Annotated in this window: 16 protein-coding genes; 12 read left to right on the top strand and 4 right to left on the bottom strand. The window is 42.6% G+C overall.

What is annotated here, in order from left to right:
• Window positions 1-48: 48 nt before the first annotated feature.
• The 3 genes from GVN20_RS23645 to GVN20_RS23635 all read left to right on the top strand — a co-directional run bounded on the left by GVN20_RS23645 (window position 49) and on the right by GVN20_RS23635 (window position 3,107).
• Window positions 49-906: a TraB/GumN family protein gene (locus GVN20_RS23645; protein WP_166560718.1), complete on the top strand. Its 858-nt coding sequence runs from the start codon at window positions 49-51 to the stop codon at window positions 904-906.
• A 272-nt stretch (window positions 907-1,178) separates the two neighbouring features.
• Window positions 1,179-1,658 carry a hypothetical protein gene (locus GVN20_RS23640; protein WP_166560717.1) on the top strand — a complete coding sequence of 160 codons (480 nt, stop codon included), beginning with the start codon at window positions 1,179-1,181 and terminating at the stop codon, window positions 1,656-1,658.
• A gap of 6 nt (window positions 1,659-1,664) precedes the next feature.
• Window positions 1,665-3,107 carry a SulP family inorganic anion transporter gene (locus GVN20_RS23635; protein WP_166560716.1) on the top strand — a complete coding sequence of 481 codons (1,443 nt, stop codon included), beginning with the start codon at window positions 1,665-1,667 and terminating at the stop codon, window positions 3,105-3,107.
• Window positions 3,108-3,177: 70 nt separating this feature from the next.
• On the opposite strand, the gene GVN20_RS23630 is transcribed toward GVN20_RS23635, so the two are convergent.
• From GVN20_RS23630 to GVN20_RS23620, 3 genes are read right to left on the bottom strand one after another with little or no spacing between them, the layout of a single operon-like run.
• Window positions 3,178-3,504 (bottom strand): LytTR family DNA-binding domain-containing protein, encoded by a 327-nt coding sequence (locus GVN20_RS23630; RefSeq protein ID WP_166560715.1) that lies wholly within the window; start codon window positions 3,502-3,504, stop codon window positions 3,178-3,180.
• Window positions 3,505-3,514: 10 nt separating this feature from the next.
• On the bottom strand, window positions 3,515-5,059 hold the full coding sequence (locus tag GVN20_RS23625; protein WP_166560714.1) for a tail fiber domain-containing protein: 1,545 nt from the start codon (window positions 5,057-5,059) through the stop codon (window positions 3,515-3,517).
• A 42-nt stretch (window positions 5,060-5,101) separates the two neighbouring features.
• The gene (locus tag GVN20_RS23620; RefSeq protein ID WP_166560713.1) at window positions 5,102-5,572 is read right to left on the bottom strand and encodes a hypothetical protein; all 471 of its coding nucleotides are present in this window, start codon (window positions 5,570-5,572) and stop codon (window positions 5,102-5,104) included.
• A gap of 283 nt (window positions 5,573-5,855) precedes the next feature.
• On the opposite strand from GVN20_RS23620, the gene GVN20_RS23615 reads away from it, so the two are divergent.
• The 6 genes from GVN20_RS23615 (at window position 5,856) to GVN20_RS23590 (ending at window position 11,471) form a co-directional block, all read left to right on the top strand.
• Complete coding sequence (locus tag GVN20_RS23615) at window positions 5,856-6,506, top strand: response regulator (protein WP_166560712.1); 651 nt, start codon at window positions 5,856-5,858, stop codon at window positions 6,504-6,506.
• 23 nt (window positions 6,507-6,529) lie between these two features.
• The gene (locus GVN20_RS23610; protein ID WP_166560711.1) at window positions 6,530-8,368 is read left to right on the top strand and encodes an ATP-binding protein; all 1,839 of its coding nucleotides are present in this window, start codon (window positions 6,530-6,532) and stop codon (window positions 8,366-8,368) included.
• Window positions 8,369-8,437: 69 nt separating this feature from the next.
• Window positions 8,438-8,827, top strand: coding sequence for a putative quinol monooxygenase (locus GVN20_RS23605; protein WP_166560710.1), 390 nt, complete (start codon window positions 8,438-8,440; stop codon window positions 8,825-8,827).
• Between the two features lie 123 nt (window positions 8,828-8,950).
• Window positions 8,951-9,607, top strand: a complete 657-nt coding sequence (locus GVN20_RS23600; RefSeq protein WP_166560709.1) for a hypothetical protein — start codon at window positions 8,951-8,953, stop codon at window positions 9,605-9,607.
• A gap of 61 nt (window positions 9,608-9,668) precedes the next feature.
• A complete protein-coding gene (locus GVN20_RS23595; RefSeq protein ID WP_166560708.1) occupies window positions 9,669-10,196 on the top strand; it encodes an alpha/beta hydrolase in 528 nt (175 codons plus the stop codon).
• A 594-nt stretch (window positions 10,197-10,790) separates the two neighbouring features.
• Window positions 10,791-11,471 (top strand): Crp/Fnr family transcriptional regulator, encoded by a 681-nt coding sequence (locus GVN20_RS23590; protein ID WP_229599171.1) that lies wholly within the window; start codon window positions 10,791-10,793, stop codon window positions 11,469-11,471.
• Between the two features lie 2 nt (window positions 11,472-11,473).
• Here the strand turns inward: GVN20_RS23590 and GVN20_RS23585 are convergent, their stop codons facing one another.
• On the bottom strand, window positions 11,474-12,154 hold the full coding sequence (locus GVN20_RS23585; protein ID WP_166560707.1) for a DUF4386 domain-containing protein: 681 nt from the start codon (window positions 12,152-12,154) through the stop codon (window positions 11,474-11,476).
• A gap of 322 nt (window positions 12,155-12,476) precedes the next feature.
• Here GVN20_RS23585 and GVN20_RS23580 point away from each other — a divergent pair, with 322 nt between their 5' ends.
• From GVN20_RS23580 to GVN20_RS23570, 3 genes are read left to right on the top strand one after another with little or no spacing between them, the layout of a single operon-like run.
• Complete coding sequence (locus GVN20_RS23580) at window positions 12,477-13,250, top strand: YHYH protein (RefSeq protein WP_166560706.1); 774 nt, start codon at window positions 12,477-12,479, stop codon at window positions 13,248-13,250.
• Window positions 13,251-13,820, top strand: a complete 570-nt coding sequence (locus tag GVN20_RS23575) for a toxin-antitoxin system YwqK family antitoxin (protein ID WP_166560705.1) — start codon at window positions 13,251-13,253, stop codon at window positions 13,818-13,820.
• Complete coding sequence (locus GVN20_RS23570; protein WP_229599170.1) at window positions 13,789-14,427, top strand: SCO family protein; 639 nt, start codon at window positions 13,789-13,791, stop codon at window positions 14,425-14,427. The genes GVN20_RS23575 and GVN20_RS23570 overlap by 32 nt, the downstream gene beginning before the upstream one ends.
• Window position 14,428: the final 1 nt, after the last annotated feature.

Here is a 14,428-nt window from a genome sequence, read left to right as displayed (position 1 = left end):
CGAAATCCGCTTATTTGCCAAGCGCCCAAACGTTAGCGGCAAGCTTATATGAAAACTCTACTAGGCATACTTCTACTTTCAAATATTTGTTATTCCCAAAACACAATAATTTGGGAAATTTCTGATACAATTAATAACAAAAAGTCTTTTATTGTAGGTACATTTCATAATATAGGAAACTCATTTGTTGATTCAATTCCAGAAATAAAAACTGCACTGCTAAATTCTGATATGGCTATATTTGAATCCATTGACGAAGAAGCTAAATTAGTATATACTTTGCATAAAAGAAGAAAGCTGAATGAACTTAAAAAATTATTATCTAATCAAGATTTTTCAACACTCAAAAATTTGAGTAAGAATTGGAAAACAAGTCTATCTGTTTTAAAGCCAATTGAAGTACTACTCACTTTGACACGGGAATTTCAAATATTAAAGTGTAAAACAGTAAAACCAATTGACCAATGGGATCATTTTGATAATTATCTTATAGAAATTGCAAAGAAGAACAAAATAAGTATTCAAGGACTTGAGACTGATAGTTTACAACTCAATATTTTAGATGATATAGAGAAATCTTGGAGCAAAGAATTAATTGGCCAAGAAATAAGCTTTTGGATTTCAAAGCTGACTATAGAACAAAATTGGTATGAAGAATGCCAAGAAACCCAAAAATATCAAAGGTTTGAAATTGATTACGAGTTTACAAATGAATGTGAAGACGATATTCTAATTGTAAAACGTAATGAAGAGTGGATGCTAACGCTGACAGATTTATTTTCTAAGAAAAATTGTTTTGTTGCAGTTGGACTCTTACACTTAAAGTATAATTGTGGTCTATTGGAAGCTTTCAAAAGGAAGGGATTTAATGTCAAACCAGTTATAATTGAAAAAGCCAGCCGCTAACATTGACTTGGCAATATAGCTGGCTTGACGAAAATACCATTAAGCTGCTGGAATTTTATTTAAGCCATTGTTGGTGTTTAAGCCAACTACAGCAAGCAAAAGCCGTTTCTGTGCGTAATTTCTTCTACTTACCCTATGCTGCAAGGCGGTGTTTTGCCTTGTCCTACCAGCTTAGCCGGCAAAATAATTTCATTCTTATCAATTTCTAATCTCATTCTTAGAGGCTCTTAATAACGCCAAAATAGTTTTGTGTCCATAACCTAACGCAAGGCATGGCAACAAAAACTATTTTAATCCCTACCGATTTTTGTGTTGCATCGCTCAACACTTTGAAACTCGCTTTGGCATCTTATATCGACCAACCCACCCGGGTGGTGCTTATTTATGCCGAATACCCCGACAATTCAATTACTGAATTACTATTCTATTCGGCAGAAAATAGAATAAAAGCCCTCGTCACCAATGAGTTTAAAGAAGCCCTCGAAATCATTAAAAATCGCTTTGAAGGCAAGCTATTGGATATTTCAATTGAGTTATTGACCATGAACACCAATGGCTATTTGAATAACTACGTAGACGCAAACAAAATTAACGAAATCTACCTTCCTAAAACCTATCAATTAAAACCCGCAAAAAATGGATTTAACCCCTTACCCATCCTAAAAAAAGCCAAGGTTCCCGTCACTGAAATAAACTGGGGCACCGATTACAAGCAATCAGAACAAGAACAATTAATTGCACTTTTTATTTAAAATGAAATGAACAAGAAATTATTTCCGACCACGCCTGCTGGCCGCCTGAAGCTCTTCTTCACCTTGTTTGACTCCCGCTGGGAAGACCTGACAAAAGACAACTGGGCCAAAACCGTTTATCGGGATTTTAGCGCGGGATTGATTGTGGCCATGACGGCCATTCCGATGGCGATGGGCTTTGCGATGGCAATGGGAATGCGCCCCGAGCACGGCATCATTGCGGGCGCGTTGGCCTGCGTGGTAGGACGTACTTTCGGCGGCTCCAAATACCAAGTCTACGGGCCTACCGCCGCGTTCATTCCCGTCATTGCGGGCTTGATTACCAAATATGGCCCCGCAAATGGTGGCGATTTTGAAACGGCCCACGGGTTCTTGATTTTGGTTTCGATGATTTCTGGCGTAATTCTCATCATCATGGGTATTTATGGTTTTGGACGCTACGCCAAGCTCGTCCCCAATTCCATCATTGTGGGCTTTACCATCGGTATCGCGGTGGCTATTGCACTTACCAACGTGGAAGATATTCTGGGCATCGAATCATTTAAGGATTTATTGGGACAAGACGAAGACATCAAAGGCGGCTTGATTCATAACCTGACTACGGCGTTTGGGAACATCGACAAAATCAACGGCTGGTCCATTTTTTTGGGGCTGATGACTTTCGCTTTAACCAAAACTTTACTCCGAATTTCGGTCTTTATTCCCGGGCCAGTCATTGCGATGGGACTGGCTACGTTGCTTTCGGCCACCTTTCTAGCCGATAAAAACATCATTTTGGTCAAAGACCTTTACGGCTCTATCCCCAACAATTTCTTCGTGTTTACGCCGCCCATGCTACCCGCACTGAACGGCAGCGTCGTTGTTGATATTATCTATTTTGTCTGTGCCATCGTGTTTGTGTCGGGCGTCGAGAGTATTCTGTGCTCATCCATGGCCGATAAATTGGCCAACAACCAAAGAACGCCCTTTAATCCCGACAAAGAGTTTTTTGGACAGGGAATGGTGCAAATCCTTACGCCGTTGGTTCAGGGTTTCCCCTGTACAGGAGCGCTGGCCCGTACTGCTACGAGCATCAAAGCAGGTGCCCAAACACCGTTGGCAGGTTACTTCAAAGCGGCTTTAAAATTGGCAATGGCCTACAACTTGGCCCAATATCTCGAACTGATTCCGATGGCTTGTATTGGGGGGATATTGGTTTGGGTGGCAAGCAACATGATCAAACCTTCCGAAATCCGCGAAATCAAGCATCAGGGCAAGTTTGAGTTTGCCATGATGACCTACACGGCCTTTATGGTTCCGCTGACCGACTTCCTGACGGGTGTTCTGTCGGCTTTGATTATCTATTTTGTGGTAAAAGCGGTTTTCAAACGTAAAACAAAAGCTACGCCTGGCTCAGAGTTAGAAGTAGAGCAGATGGTAAATTCTCACCCTTCGGCCCCCCAAAAATAACTTCACAATTCTGGAAAGCAGATAACTGCATCTACCTGCCAAATGTTTGGTGGATAGATGCAGTTGTTTTTTAGCGTCGTATTTTCTGTTTAAAATAAGAATTGACACTCGGCCACCGCCTACGGGCCACGGCGTAGACTTTTCCGTCGGTCAGCTTGATTTGTTTCGGAAAGATACTTTCCACAAAACGTAGGTTGACGAGGTAACGCTTATGAATTCGGAGAAATTGACGGTGCGGCAGTCGCGATTCGAGTTGTTCCAAACACTTCGACACCAACAATCTCTGTCCGTCGGTCAAATGGATACAGGAGTAATTTCCGTCACCAGTAATACAAACAACCTTCTCAAAATCAACGTATTGACCCGCCTCAAAGGAGGTTAAAGTAAAGAGAATCATGGTCATATCATTACTCTTTTGTTCTGCTCGATTGATTCGATACGTCATTCTTGGCCGAAACAACCGTTTTTAATTGGTCAATTTCTACCCGTTGCTCCGCAATCATTTCCCGCTGTTCATCAATCAACGCCTTGAGTGCTTTAATGGATTCGACCAGCATTGGGTCAAAGTCGCCGTAAGTAGCCGACAAATATCCATCGGCATGTTGTTGAACTTTGGTCGGGAACACCTCTCTCAACTCTTGCGCAATGAAGCCAAATTGCAGGTCTTTGCCCTTTTTTTCGTCAATCCAACGGTAATTGGCGCCCTTCAATTGCAGCACCTTTTGGAGTATTTCCTGACTGTCGAGGTAAGTAATATCTTTCTTCAAACGGCGGTCGGAGGGCGAGTCCCAGTTACCACCGCCCACGGTTTTATAGGCATTTCCCTCTACTTCAAGTCGATAGCTAAGCGTTGGCAGTCGTCCCACACCCAAATTACCCGGCCCCGAAAGGGTCATATTTACTACAGGCGTAGTACCTGCGGCCGTGGTTGTTATGAAATCAATGGCGGCACCCGTGCTGGTTGGGCTCCAGTCGGCGGTGGTTCGCATCTCAATACGCGCTTTGGCATTGGTAAAATTGTTTCCGTCGTAGCCTCGCGCCCCAAAGCGGGCCAGAATATGGCCATTCAACGAAGGCCCCGGAGTATTTATATTTCCGCCTGCCGATACCCCAAAAAATGCGGGAGCGTCGCCGAAGCGTTTCACGGCAATTCCATCATCGGTCGTTGCCAACACTTCCAGCGGATAAGTCGGCGTACTGGTATTGATTCCGATATTTCCATTTTCGGCAATGGTCATCCGTTTGAGGGGAATGTCGTTGTTGATAGGCGTAGTATAAAAGTTGATTTCGGCCCCATTTTCGGCACTTGCCCAGGTCTCCTTTGAGCGGATTTCCATGCGGGCTCCTTCTTCAAAATAACTACCATTGTGGCCCAGCCCTTCAAAACGGGCCAAAATTTGGTCGTTGGTCGAGGCCGTAGGGGCACTCTCCGTGCCGCCTGCATGGCTTCCGTAGATGTGGGAGTTATAAGTATTACCAGCCCCGTAGGTCCGTACGCCAATACCAGCGTTGCCCGCCACTTCAAAATTTGCCTGCGGTATTTCAGTTCCGACTCCTACATTTCCGTCATGATTGATTGTCATACGGGCCGTTTGTACGGTGCTTCCATTCTCAGTTGTCAAAAATACCATTCTAGTTCCGTTTTGGGTGGTAGTCCAATTTTGGGTAGCCTCAAACCGAATAGCTCCTTTTGCTTGCGTAAATGTAGTTCCGTTGTACCCTGCACCTTGAAGAATAAAAATATTATCGCCCGAAAGAACCGCCGTAGGCAACGCAAGCGTACCATTGTGCCGTTTTGCAAAGATATTGGGGGCATTAGTGCCCTGTAAAATGAGATTATCACCAGGCGAGTTTTGCTTTGACTCCATTTTGCTGGGTGTAATTAACACACTCTGAGCCAATAAATTAGAGGCTAAAAAACTAAAAATAGAAAGAATGAATAGCTTTTGCATGATTTTAAGAGTTGAGTTACAAGATGGAAAAAGAAGCGTCTGTTATCGAAACCGCACAGAAAACTCTCCGCTGGTGATATTGATGGTCTTTATGGGATTAGTAAATGATTTGGCAATGCCCGAAAATTTTCCCTTTATAACTTCGGCGGTTTTCTCGGTGATTTCGATTTGGCCCGAACCATTGTTAAAATTGGTTCGGTACACCACTTTGTCGGTATCTTCAAAAAAGATAGAGTTTTTGCCGTTGCATTGGTGTACCCCTACGCCCTTAGTAGACTCCAAAGTGATGTACATGGTACGAGGCGTAGCGGTTTTGACATTTTCCAACTCAGTACCATAGATAGTATTGGACGTATTGCTAAAAACCACGGCATAAGCGCCTATTTCATTTTCAATGGCGTATTTATTACCTTCTATCATGCACGAGAAAAAGAAAGGACTGACGTTTTCTTTTTTGGAACAAGAAGCCAAGGCAGTCAATAATAAAACGAATGACAAATAGCGCTTTTTCATGGTTTAAGTAAGTATGATTAGGGAGATTATCAAACATAGAATGAAGTCCGCAGAAATTTTCTGTTGGCAAATTTCAGATTTATATCCATGCCAAAACATCGTGTAAATAGGGATAATAACACCAGAGAGGGTTGACTAAACAGTATATTCTAGTGAATCAGAACCGTTAAGTAAATTTTCGGGTCAATTAAAGCTTTCGGCCCGCCCATTGTTTGTAGATGCGCGAGTCATTTTCTAATTTTAATAGCGAAAAAGAAGTAAAAAGTGACTCAAAGAAGCCGCTATGATTAAGCTCTGCCTAGTAGATGACCACGAATTATTGCTACGCGGATTGGCCGCTATCATCGAAACACAGCATGATTTTGAGGTGGTTAAAACCTGTACCTCTGGCCAGGACACCATCCACTTTTTGGCCACAAAACCTTGTATTGACATTTTAGTACTGGATGTAAATTTACCCAACTCCGACCCCGAAGATCTGTTATCGAAAATCAGGGCGACACATCCACAATTACCCGTCATTTACCTCACTATCTTGCGCGGCTCACGCCTGTTTCATCGACTCCAAAAACTTGGCTTTCAGGGATATTTATTCAAGGATGCTACCTACGAGGAGGTTTTTGATGCCATTAGAACGGTGGCTGGCGGCGGAACTTACTACGCCAAAAACATTGAGCTTGACTTTTCAAAAGACCAATCCATTCACCAAAATGGATACATCACCAAAAACTCGGGCGTTATTTTGAGCAAACGCGAAAAAGAAATTTTAACCCTCATCTGTCAGGAATACAGCAGTGCCCAAATAGCCGCTAAACTGTTTATCAGCGTAAGTACCGTCGATACGCACCGGCAAAATATCATGATCAAACTGGGGGTGAGCAATACCGTAGGTCTGGTAAAATACGCAATCAACTATAATTTGATTGACAATTAACAACACTACATACTCCACTGATTATGAAACAGTTGTTATTTTTTCTTTTGTTTTTTATGGGTTGTCTAAAGCCCGTCTTTGGGCAAGTTACCGAAACATCCATCCGGGCAAAAATTGACAAAACGCTGACCTTCTACGAATCGAAAAAGGACTCCATCAAACTGATGGCTGAACAAATTCGGGCCGATGCCCAAAGCATCGGATTAAAAAAAGAAGCCCTTTATTACCATCGTTTTATGGGTTTTTACTACGAATACGACGGCAAAATCGACCTAGCCGTAAAGTCGTACCTGACGCTTTTGAAAGAAGCCGAAAAGAATCAATTTTTTGATGAAAAATACCAAGCCATCGGCGACCTTGTAAATATTTATATCGGTACGGAGCAGAACGAAAAAGCCAAAATCCTGTTGTTTAAAGGCATCCTTGAAGGTCAAAAAGAAAAAGCAAATCCACGACGACTCTCCACTTATTACACCAATCTCGGCGTGATTTACCGTAAAGAATCCAAGTTTGACAGCGCTTTTTATTACTATACCCAAGCGCTTAAAATCAAAAAAAACATCAAAGATTCGGTCGGCATTGCCAATGTGTACATCAATCTGGCCACGCTGCTCATCAAACAGGGAAAATACGCACAGGCCAAGCCTTACATAGAAAGAAACATTGCCTTTCACAAGGCCATTCACTCCGACGAAGACTTGTGGTATGACTACGGAAACATGTCTGAAATTTACCTCAAATTGAATCAGCGCAAAGAAGCCGAATGGTACGTAAATGAGTGCCTCAGGATTGCGAAAAAAAGCGGTTCAAAAACCAAAGAACACATCTCCATGAATTCTCTCGCCGACCTGCACCGGTATTTTGGCGACTACAAAAAAGCCTATGAGTACTACGCTATTTACGATAGTCTGGGAAAGGAACTGATTAACGCCGAGACCAATAAATCCATTGCGCAACTGAGAGAACAGTACGAATCCGAGAAAAAGGAGCAAGAAAACAAACTCCTCAATCAGCAACTGAAACAGGAACAACAACAACGGCTCATCTTCGGAATCAGCTTTTTGGGCGTGCTGCTGTTTTCGGGCGTGATTGGGTATTTTCTGGTCAAAAATCGGCAAAAGAACAAAATGTTGAACGAAAAAAATGAACTTATTGAGCGTCAAAATACCCGATTGTCGGACCTAAACCGCGAAAAAAATCAGCTCATCAGCATTGTATCTCACGATTTGAGTACGCCGTTTTTGGTGATAAACACGTGGAATTCTATCTTAAAAATGAACATAGATGCCGCCAATACCAAAGCCTTGGAAGCCGTCCAAATCATCGAAAAAAGCGCCAAACAGGGTATGAACTTGATACAGGACGTGCTAAACGTTGAAAAAGCAGAAACCAACAAACACACACTTCGCCTCGAAACCTTTGATTTGCAGACCTTAACGCAAGAGGTGCTCAACGAGTTTGCGGAGGCGGCCCGCGCCAAAAACATTCAACTGTTGTTTGAGCCAGCCCCTCAGCCTTTGCATCTTCTCTCTGACCCACACTTGGTGCAGCGGGTGCTCGAAAACCTCGTCTCCAACGCCATCAAATATTCCAATCCAAACGGTCGTGTATGGGTCAGTGCCGAAAAAAAAGACGATACCGTATTAGTACACGTCAAAGATGAAGGCATTGGCATCGAAAGCAAGCACCTTCCCCATTTATTCGAAAAATACAATACGGCCTCAGCTGCCACCGCTGGCAACTCATCTACGGGCTTGGGGCTGAGCATTGTAAAACGGATTTTGGACGAAATCGGCGGCATCATTCTGTGCAAAACCGAACCCGGAAAAGGAACGGAATTTACGGTTCGGTTGGCGGTATAAGAAAAAACAGGAATAACTTCAAAGCCCAAAAATCAATCTAAAATAACCATTTACATAACGTTTATCACTATGAAACCACTAAAAGCGTCCATCTACTTCCTACTTTTTATGGGCATCAGTTCATTTAAGATAACGACAGGTAATTTTCACCAACATAATATGGGTGGAATGATTACAGTCCTTGTCAAATACAAAACCCAGCCCTCCAAAGAAGATATGGCTTTGAAGGCATTACAGGAGTTAATCGCAAAAGTTAAGAAAGAGCCTCATTATGTGAGCATTGTAATTCATATAGATCCCAACGATAAAAGTAACATTTTGCTCCATGAACAATGGGCCGATGAAGACTATTACAAAGGAGCGCACATGAAAACCCCGCATTTGTTACAATTCATCAATGATTCCAGACAATTTCTGGCTGGCCCACCCGATATTTCATTTTGGAAAACTCAGGACTAAAGTCAGCTAATATTTTAGACTCAAACCCTCAGATTCATCAAGTGTAGTGAAAGAATACCTTTTACCAAAAAATAGTGTATATCAGAAAATGGCACCTTCCTTACTTTAAACCAAGATTTTATCATGAAAAAGCTAAACTTATTTTTTACAATTTCCTGCTTTTTGGGAACATGCGGGAATTTATCAGCCCAAAACAGCACGATTTTACCAAGTTCATTGCAACTTCCAAACGTTGCTACGCTGGGTGGATGTACGGCTTCTCAAAAAGGGCAATTGGTATTATTAACGACCGACAACAAAACCTATTATTGCAATGGTTCGGCCTGGCAAGCCTTACTTACGGGCGTTAATCCTTGGTCGGTCAACGGCACGCATATCTACAACAATAATTCAGGAAATGTAGGAATAGGCATACAATCACCCACCCAGAAACTGGATATCGTAGGCAATATTAAACTAACAGGAAAAGTAAATACACCCACTACTGGTGATTATAGCCTAATCCCCATTGCTGTTGCCACAGTACAGGATAACGGAGTTCTATTAACGGGCACTTCCAACATAGGCACCATTGAAACCCTAGCCGCAGGTCACAGAAGAATTACAATAACAGGCCAAACGCTGTCGATTGGGAGTAATTCAGTAGTAGGTTCCACTTTTGCTTCATTTCCAGTACTTGTAAATTTCTTAATCATCAATGGGCAATTAGAGGTTAAAACCTACAATATCTCGGGCACATTGCAAAATGCCCCTTTTTCTTTTGCAATTTATAAAGAGTAAAACACCTCAAAAATTATCCCTAAATTGCATTAGATACACTAACCCATTATACTCAGCACAAATGATACAATATTTTACGCTGCCCGGCTACGGAAACTCTCCCGCCCAGCATTGGCAAACTCATTTTGAACAACAATTGAGCAATTGTCGACGAATAAATCAGAAAAGATGGACGGGGGTAACATGCGAAGATTGGACGAGCGAAATTGAAAAAACGCTGAAAGACCTCGACACCTCCGAGACCATCTTAATCACGCACAGCCTTGGCGGGATTGCCCTGGCGCATTGGGCGGCCAAACATCCCCAAAAAATCAAAGGTGCCATGATTGTGGCCCCTCCCGATATCGACAACCCCTACATGGATTTGTCACTGCAAAGTTTTGCACCCATCCCACTGCTTCCTCTCCCTTTTCCGTCGGTAGTAGTCGCAAGTACCAACGACCTCTGGACCTCCATGGAGCGGTACAAGTTCTTTGCCGAATCTTGGGGAAGCAAACTGGTCTCTATCGGCGACGCAGGCCATATCAACGTCTATTCAGGTTACGGCCGTTGGGACGAAGGATTAGAAATCCTCAAAATGCTCGTTTGATAGGTTTTTTTGGTAAAAAAACACCAACAAAACGCACAAAACACCACCAAAGGCACCAAAGACCCAATTCTGGTTTCAGACGGATTTGGGTCTTATTTTTTATCTGCTGCTGGGTACTTTCTGCAACTGCGGGCGGAATACGCTTCATCAAAGACTCCAATGATTCTATCTTTCGGGACAATACCTGAATTTGTTTGCTTTTTTTCCTATCCTACAGATAGTCAAAAATAATGAATATGGTCAAACACGAGCAATATAAGAACCAGGGCAAAACAGGAGGGTGATACCCTTATATCGTTAAATTTCTTTTTTATAATTTTAAGCATTATTGTACTCTCCTTCTTTTTTTTAACGGTGTTTCTTATGAATATAAACATCCTCTGTTGGCCCTAAAACCAAGCAATAACACAAATACGCTACCTAGTACAAGTTAGTTTACCCTTAAAAAATTAGCGCTGTGTTGCTGGCAAAAACCAATACCCCCGATGAGCATGAAGGTTTTTCCATTTAGTTTTTAGTGGTTAATAATCTCGTCTAAAAATCGGGCAACGTTTCTTTGTAGATTCACAAATAGCCCCTAATTTGGATGACTTTATGAAGATAAAATTTGAAACTTACTACTCTACCTCTCCCTCCAAACAAACAGCCTATAAACCTATGAACAACCGCAATAATATTCCAGAAGTCGACGCTCGATTAAGAACCGAGTTAATGACCTATCTCTCTAAATTCCAAACCCTTACTTCAGAAGAAGTCGAGGCGATTGCCGCAAATATGAAAGTTAAGCTGTATGAAAAAGGCAGCGTTTTGGTCAACGAAGGAGACATCTGCAACGAATGTTATTTTGTTTTGAAAGGCTGTTTAAGGCAGTATAGGTTGGTGAATGGCATCGAAAAAACCACCCAATTTTACACGGAAGAGCAGGCCGCAGTTTTTTTTACGAGCTACACCACTCAGGCCAAGTCCGAAAGTTATTTGTCGTGCGTAGAAGATTCCATCCTACTTATCGGAGAACCCGCGAAAGAAACGGAGATGTATCAAAAATTTCCGAAGCTGATTGAAATTACCCGCCAGATGATGGAGCAGGATTTTGGCAAAACGCAAGATGCACTGGCGTATTTTATGGCTTCTTCGCCCGAAGAACGCTACTTAAATTTATTGGAAAATCGACCTGATTTATTGCAACGAGTACCGCAACACCAACTCGCTGGCTACATTGGGGTTACGCCCGAATCGTTGAGCCGAATCAGAAAGCGAATCCTGAAAGAGAAATAACGTTAACTTCCCTTCCCTCCTTTCCACACCAGCCAGACAGCAAGGCCCAATTCCCCAAGGGCCATTGGCGCACTCATGACAGCGTCTACTGTGGCTTTGTAATGCTCATAATTTGGCAAAAGAAGCTGCGCCATATTGGCAAAAAGGTAACAAACCGACGCCACAAGCATTAAGATTCCCAGAATTTTGGAAATAAAACCCGACCGGAGCATCAAATAACCCAGTAAAAACAGATGGCCGCCAAAAACAATTAACCCCAACGACCACATCGCCAAAAAAGCCCTAAAACTGGTCATGGTCACAGACGCACTTTGCGACGGCCCCGTTACTTCGGGTAAAATACCCACCAGATTCAGCAACGCAACCCCCAACAAAGCGGCGTAAACTAAGCGCAACCACGCCGAAAGCAACGACAACGATTCATCGACCTGCTTCATGAAAATATAAAGTGCCCATGCCACCACCACGTCCAGAATCAGAATAATGACAAACGAAAACAGCACCCATCGAAACAGGGTCGCTGATTGGTTCAGGTTTTTCAGCGTGGCGGGGCCATCGTTGGCCACGTAGATATTTTCAAATCCGTACCCGTAGGCAAATCCCGCAATGAGGGCCATTGCAATCAGTGAGAAGCCCGCCAAGAGGGCCATTTTTGGGGATGTTTGGTGCATTTTAGTATCCATTTCTTTGCTTTTTTGTGAATGATGGCCCAAAATTACCACCCGCAAATTCTCTATCCATTGACTTTGGGTAAGAAATGAAATCGGGCATGGTTGGATGTTTATAGCTAGAATGGGCTACTATCACAAAAGCGCATATTAGCCTGACCAAAAATTTCAACAACTTAACCTACTTTTACAACAACCCAAAGGAATTCCTTTTTTGAGGCCATCATTAAACGATAGTTTTATAACCGAAGTAACACTACCTATAATGAAATTATCTTTTTGTATGCTTTACCCTTCTTTCAGATCTAGAGGTTTCAATTTTTTAACCAAATCAACTATGGATTTCAAAAAAACACTCATCAACAAATTGGCGCTCGTAATTTTCATTACAATGAGTTTGGCTAGCTGTAACAGTGACGACACCGACACCACGACTCCTGTTTCTACCGAAGTGCCTGCCGTTTACAAAAAAATTTACGGAGCCACGAGCATTACCAGCGACGGCACCTACATCACCATCAAAACCAAAAACTTACCCGACCATAAAAGCCCCTACTATGCAGCAGGAAATGCGTTGTATGAAGCTTACAGCGGGAAGACCTTCAGCGGAGTCAATTTTGCCAAGAACCCGAATACGATTGCTGAATATAACGCTACCATTAAAATTCCGCTGAACCCCAAGGTGGATGCGGCGCACGCTGCCACACCCTTGGGGGCCATCGGGATTGCACTCAATGGCGTAGCGTTGTTTAATCAATATGCTGGCCCCAACAACCAAGCATTAACGGGCGAGATTGCGAGTTTTGACAAATACTATGGACACCCCCAAAACACAGGCGTGTATCATTATCACGTTGAACCTTTGTATCTGACCACCGTCAAATCCACAAAATCGGGCCTAATGGGCTTTTTATTGGACGGCTTTCCCGTGTACGGGCCACAAGAAGAAAATGGCACAACCGTGACGAGCAGTATGCTGGATGCCTATCACGGGCATACGCACCCTACGGCCGATTATCCAAACGGTATCTACCACTATCATTTTACCGCCGACGCTCCTTACCTGAATGGAAGCGGCTATTACGGAACGCCAGGAACGATAACGCAATAAATGAAATCGTACAAAACAGTTTTCTGGTTTCTTCTGGCCTGCTCTTGCAGCAAGCCAGAAGAAACCGTCCCTAAAACCTATTTTCTCCGATCGTCAGGCAGTATCTCAGTAAAAAATGACATTGTTTTTGTGGGTAATCAACCCTACAGCGGTTTTTTGGTGGAACTCTCTCCCACCCATGACACACTCGCCTTGGAGGGTTATTACAAAGGCAAACTGAGTGGGCTGTACAAAAAATGGTATCCAAACAAGCAGTTATGGGAAGAAAGAAATTACCTGAACGGGCAAAAACACGGCAAACAGGTCTCTTATTGGGAAAACGGTACCAAACGATTTGAATTTATGGCCGTAAACGATGCCTATGAGGGCGAATTGAAGGAATGGAGCCAAAACGGGAAGTTGTATCATCTGGGTACTTATGTGAAGGGACAAGAAGAAGGGCCTCAAAAAATGTGGTATGATAATGGAAAAATACGCGCCAATTATGTCATCATTAAAGGAAAAAGATATGGGTTATTGGGCACTAAAAACTGTAAAAATGTATCAGACAGCATTTTTGTTGTTAAGTAGTATGCTCCTGCTCAGCTGTACTGAAAATGGCTCGGGTACTACGGTATTACCCTATTATAATGACCCCGATTTTACGCCCCTTTTTGTCAAAAACGAAGCAGAGATCAAAGAAAAAATCCCGCATATTATCGGCGATTTTTCTTTTTTAAACCAGGATAGTATCCTCATTTCACAGAAAAACATCGAAGGAAAAATCCATGTTGCCAACTTCATTTTTACTTCATGCATAAGTATCTGTCCAGTAATGACAAAAAATATGAAAATTGTCAGCGATAGCACAACGAATGACATTGTACTTCTCTCTTTTTCGGTCACGCCCTGGATTGATACGCCTGCTGTACTTAAAAAATTTACGGAAAAACACCAAATCAAAAATAAACAGTGGCACTTTTTAACGGGCAGTAAATCAGGCATTTATCAATTGGCTCGAAAATCATATTTTGCCGAAGAAGACATTGGTTTCAGTAAAGACAGCACGGAGTTTCTTCACACTGAGCACTTTATTTTGGTAGACAAAAACAAGAGAATCAGAGGCATCTACAACGGAACCCTGAGCTTGGAAATGCAAAAACTATTGGAAGATATAAAATCGCTGAAAGGAGAATAAC

Source organism: Runella sp. CRIBMP, from assembly GCF_009905605.1.
Lineage (GTDB): Bacteria > Bacteroidota > Bacteroidia > Cytophagales > Spirosomataceae > Runella.
The sequence above is the reverse complement of the archived record's forward strand: the minus strand, read 5'-3'. Positions and strand labels throughout refer to the sequence as shown.

Coding starts and splice junctions, on each gene's coding strand:
- GVN20_RS23645 (WP_166560718.1), top strand. CDS start 49: ATGAAAACTCTACTAGGCATACTTCTACTTTCAAATATTTGTTATTCC.
- GVN20_RS23640 (WP_166560717.1), top strand. CDS start 1,179: ATGGCAACAAAAACTATTTTAATCCCTACCGATTTTTGTGTTGCATCG.
- GVN20_RS23635 (WP_166560716.1), top strand. CDS start 1,665: ATGAACAAGAAATTATTTCCGACCACGCCTGCTGGCCGCCTGAAGCTC.
- GVN20_RS23630 (WP_166560715.1), bottom strand. CDS start 3,504: ATGATTCTCTTTACTTTAACCTCCTTTGAGGCGGGTCAATACGTTGAT.
- GVN20_RS23625 (WP_166560714.1), bottom strand. CDS start 5,059: ATGCAAAAGCTATTCATTCTTTCTATTTTTAGTTTTTTAGCCTCTAAT.
- GVN20_RS23620 (WP_166560713.1), bottom strand. CDS start 5,572: ATGAAAAAGCGCTATTTGTCATTCGTTTTATTATTGACTGCCTTGGCT.
- GVN20_RS23615 (WP_166560712.1), top strand. CDS start 5,856: ATGATTAAGCTCTGCCTAGTAGATGACCACGAATTATTGCTACGCGGA.
- GVN20_RS23610 (WP_166560711.1), top strand. CDS start 6,530: ATGAAACAGTTGTTATTTTTTCTTTTGTTTTTTATGGGTTGTCTAAAG.
- GVN20_RS23605 (WP_166560710.1), top strand. CDS start 8,438: ATGAAACCACTAAAAGCGTCCATCTACTTCCTACTTTTTATGGGCATC.
- GVN20_RS23600 (WP_166560709.1), top strand. CDS start 8,951: ATGAAAAAGCTAAACTTATTTTTTACAATTTCCTGCTTTTTGGGAACA.
- GVN20_RS23595 (WP_166560708.1), top strand. CDS start 9,669: ATGATACAATATTTTACGCTGCCCGGCTACGGAAACTCTCCCGCCCAG.
- GVN20_RS23590 (WP_229599171.1), top strand. CDS start 10,791: ATGAAGATAAAATTTGAAACTTACTACTCTACCTCTCCCTCCAAACAA.
- GVN20_RS23585 (WP_166560707.1), bottom strand. CDS start 12,154: ATGGATACTAAAATGCACCAAACATCCCCAAAAATGGCCCTCTTGGCG.
- GVN20_RS23580 (WP_166560706.1), top strand. CDS start 12,477: ATGGATTTCAAAAAAACACTCATCAACAAATTGGCGCTCGTAATTTTC.
- GVN20_RS23575 (WP_166560705.1), top strand. CDS start 13,251: ATGAAATCGTACAAAACAGTTTTCTGGTTTCTTCTGGCCTGCTCTTGC.
- GVN20_RS23570 (WP_229599170.1), top strand. CDS start 13,789: ATGTATCAGACAGCATTTTTGTTGTTAAGTAGTATGCTCCTGCTCAGC.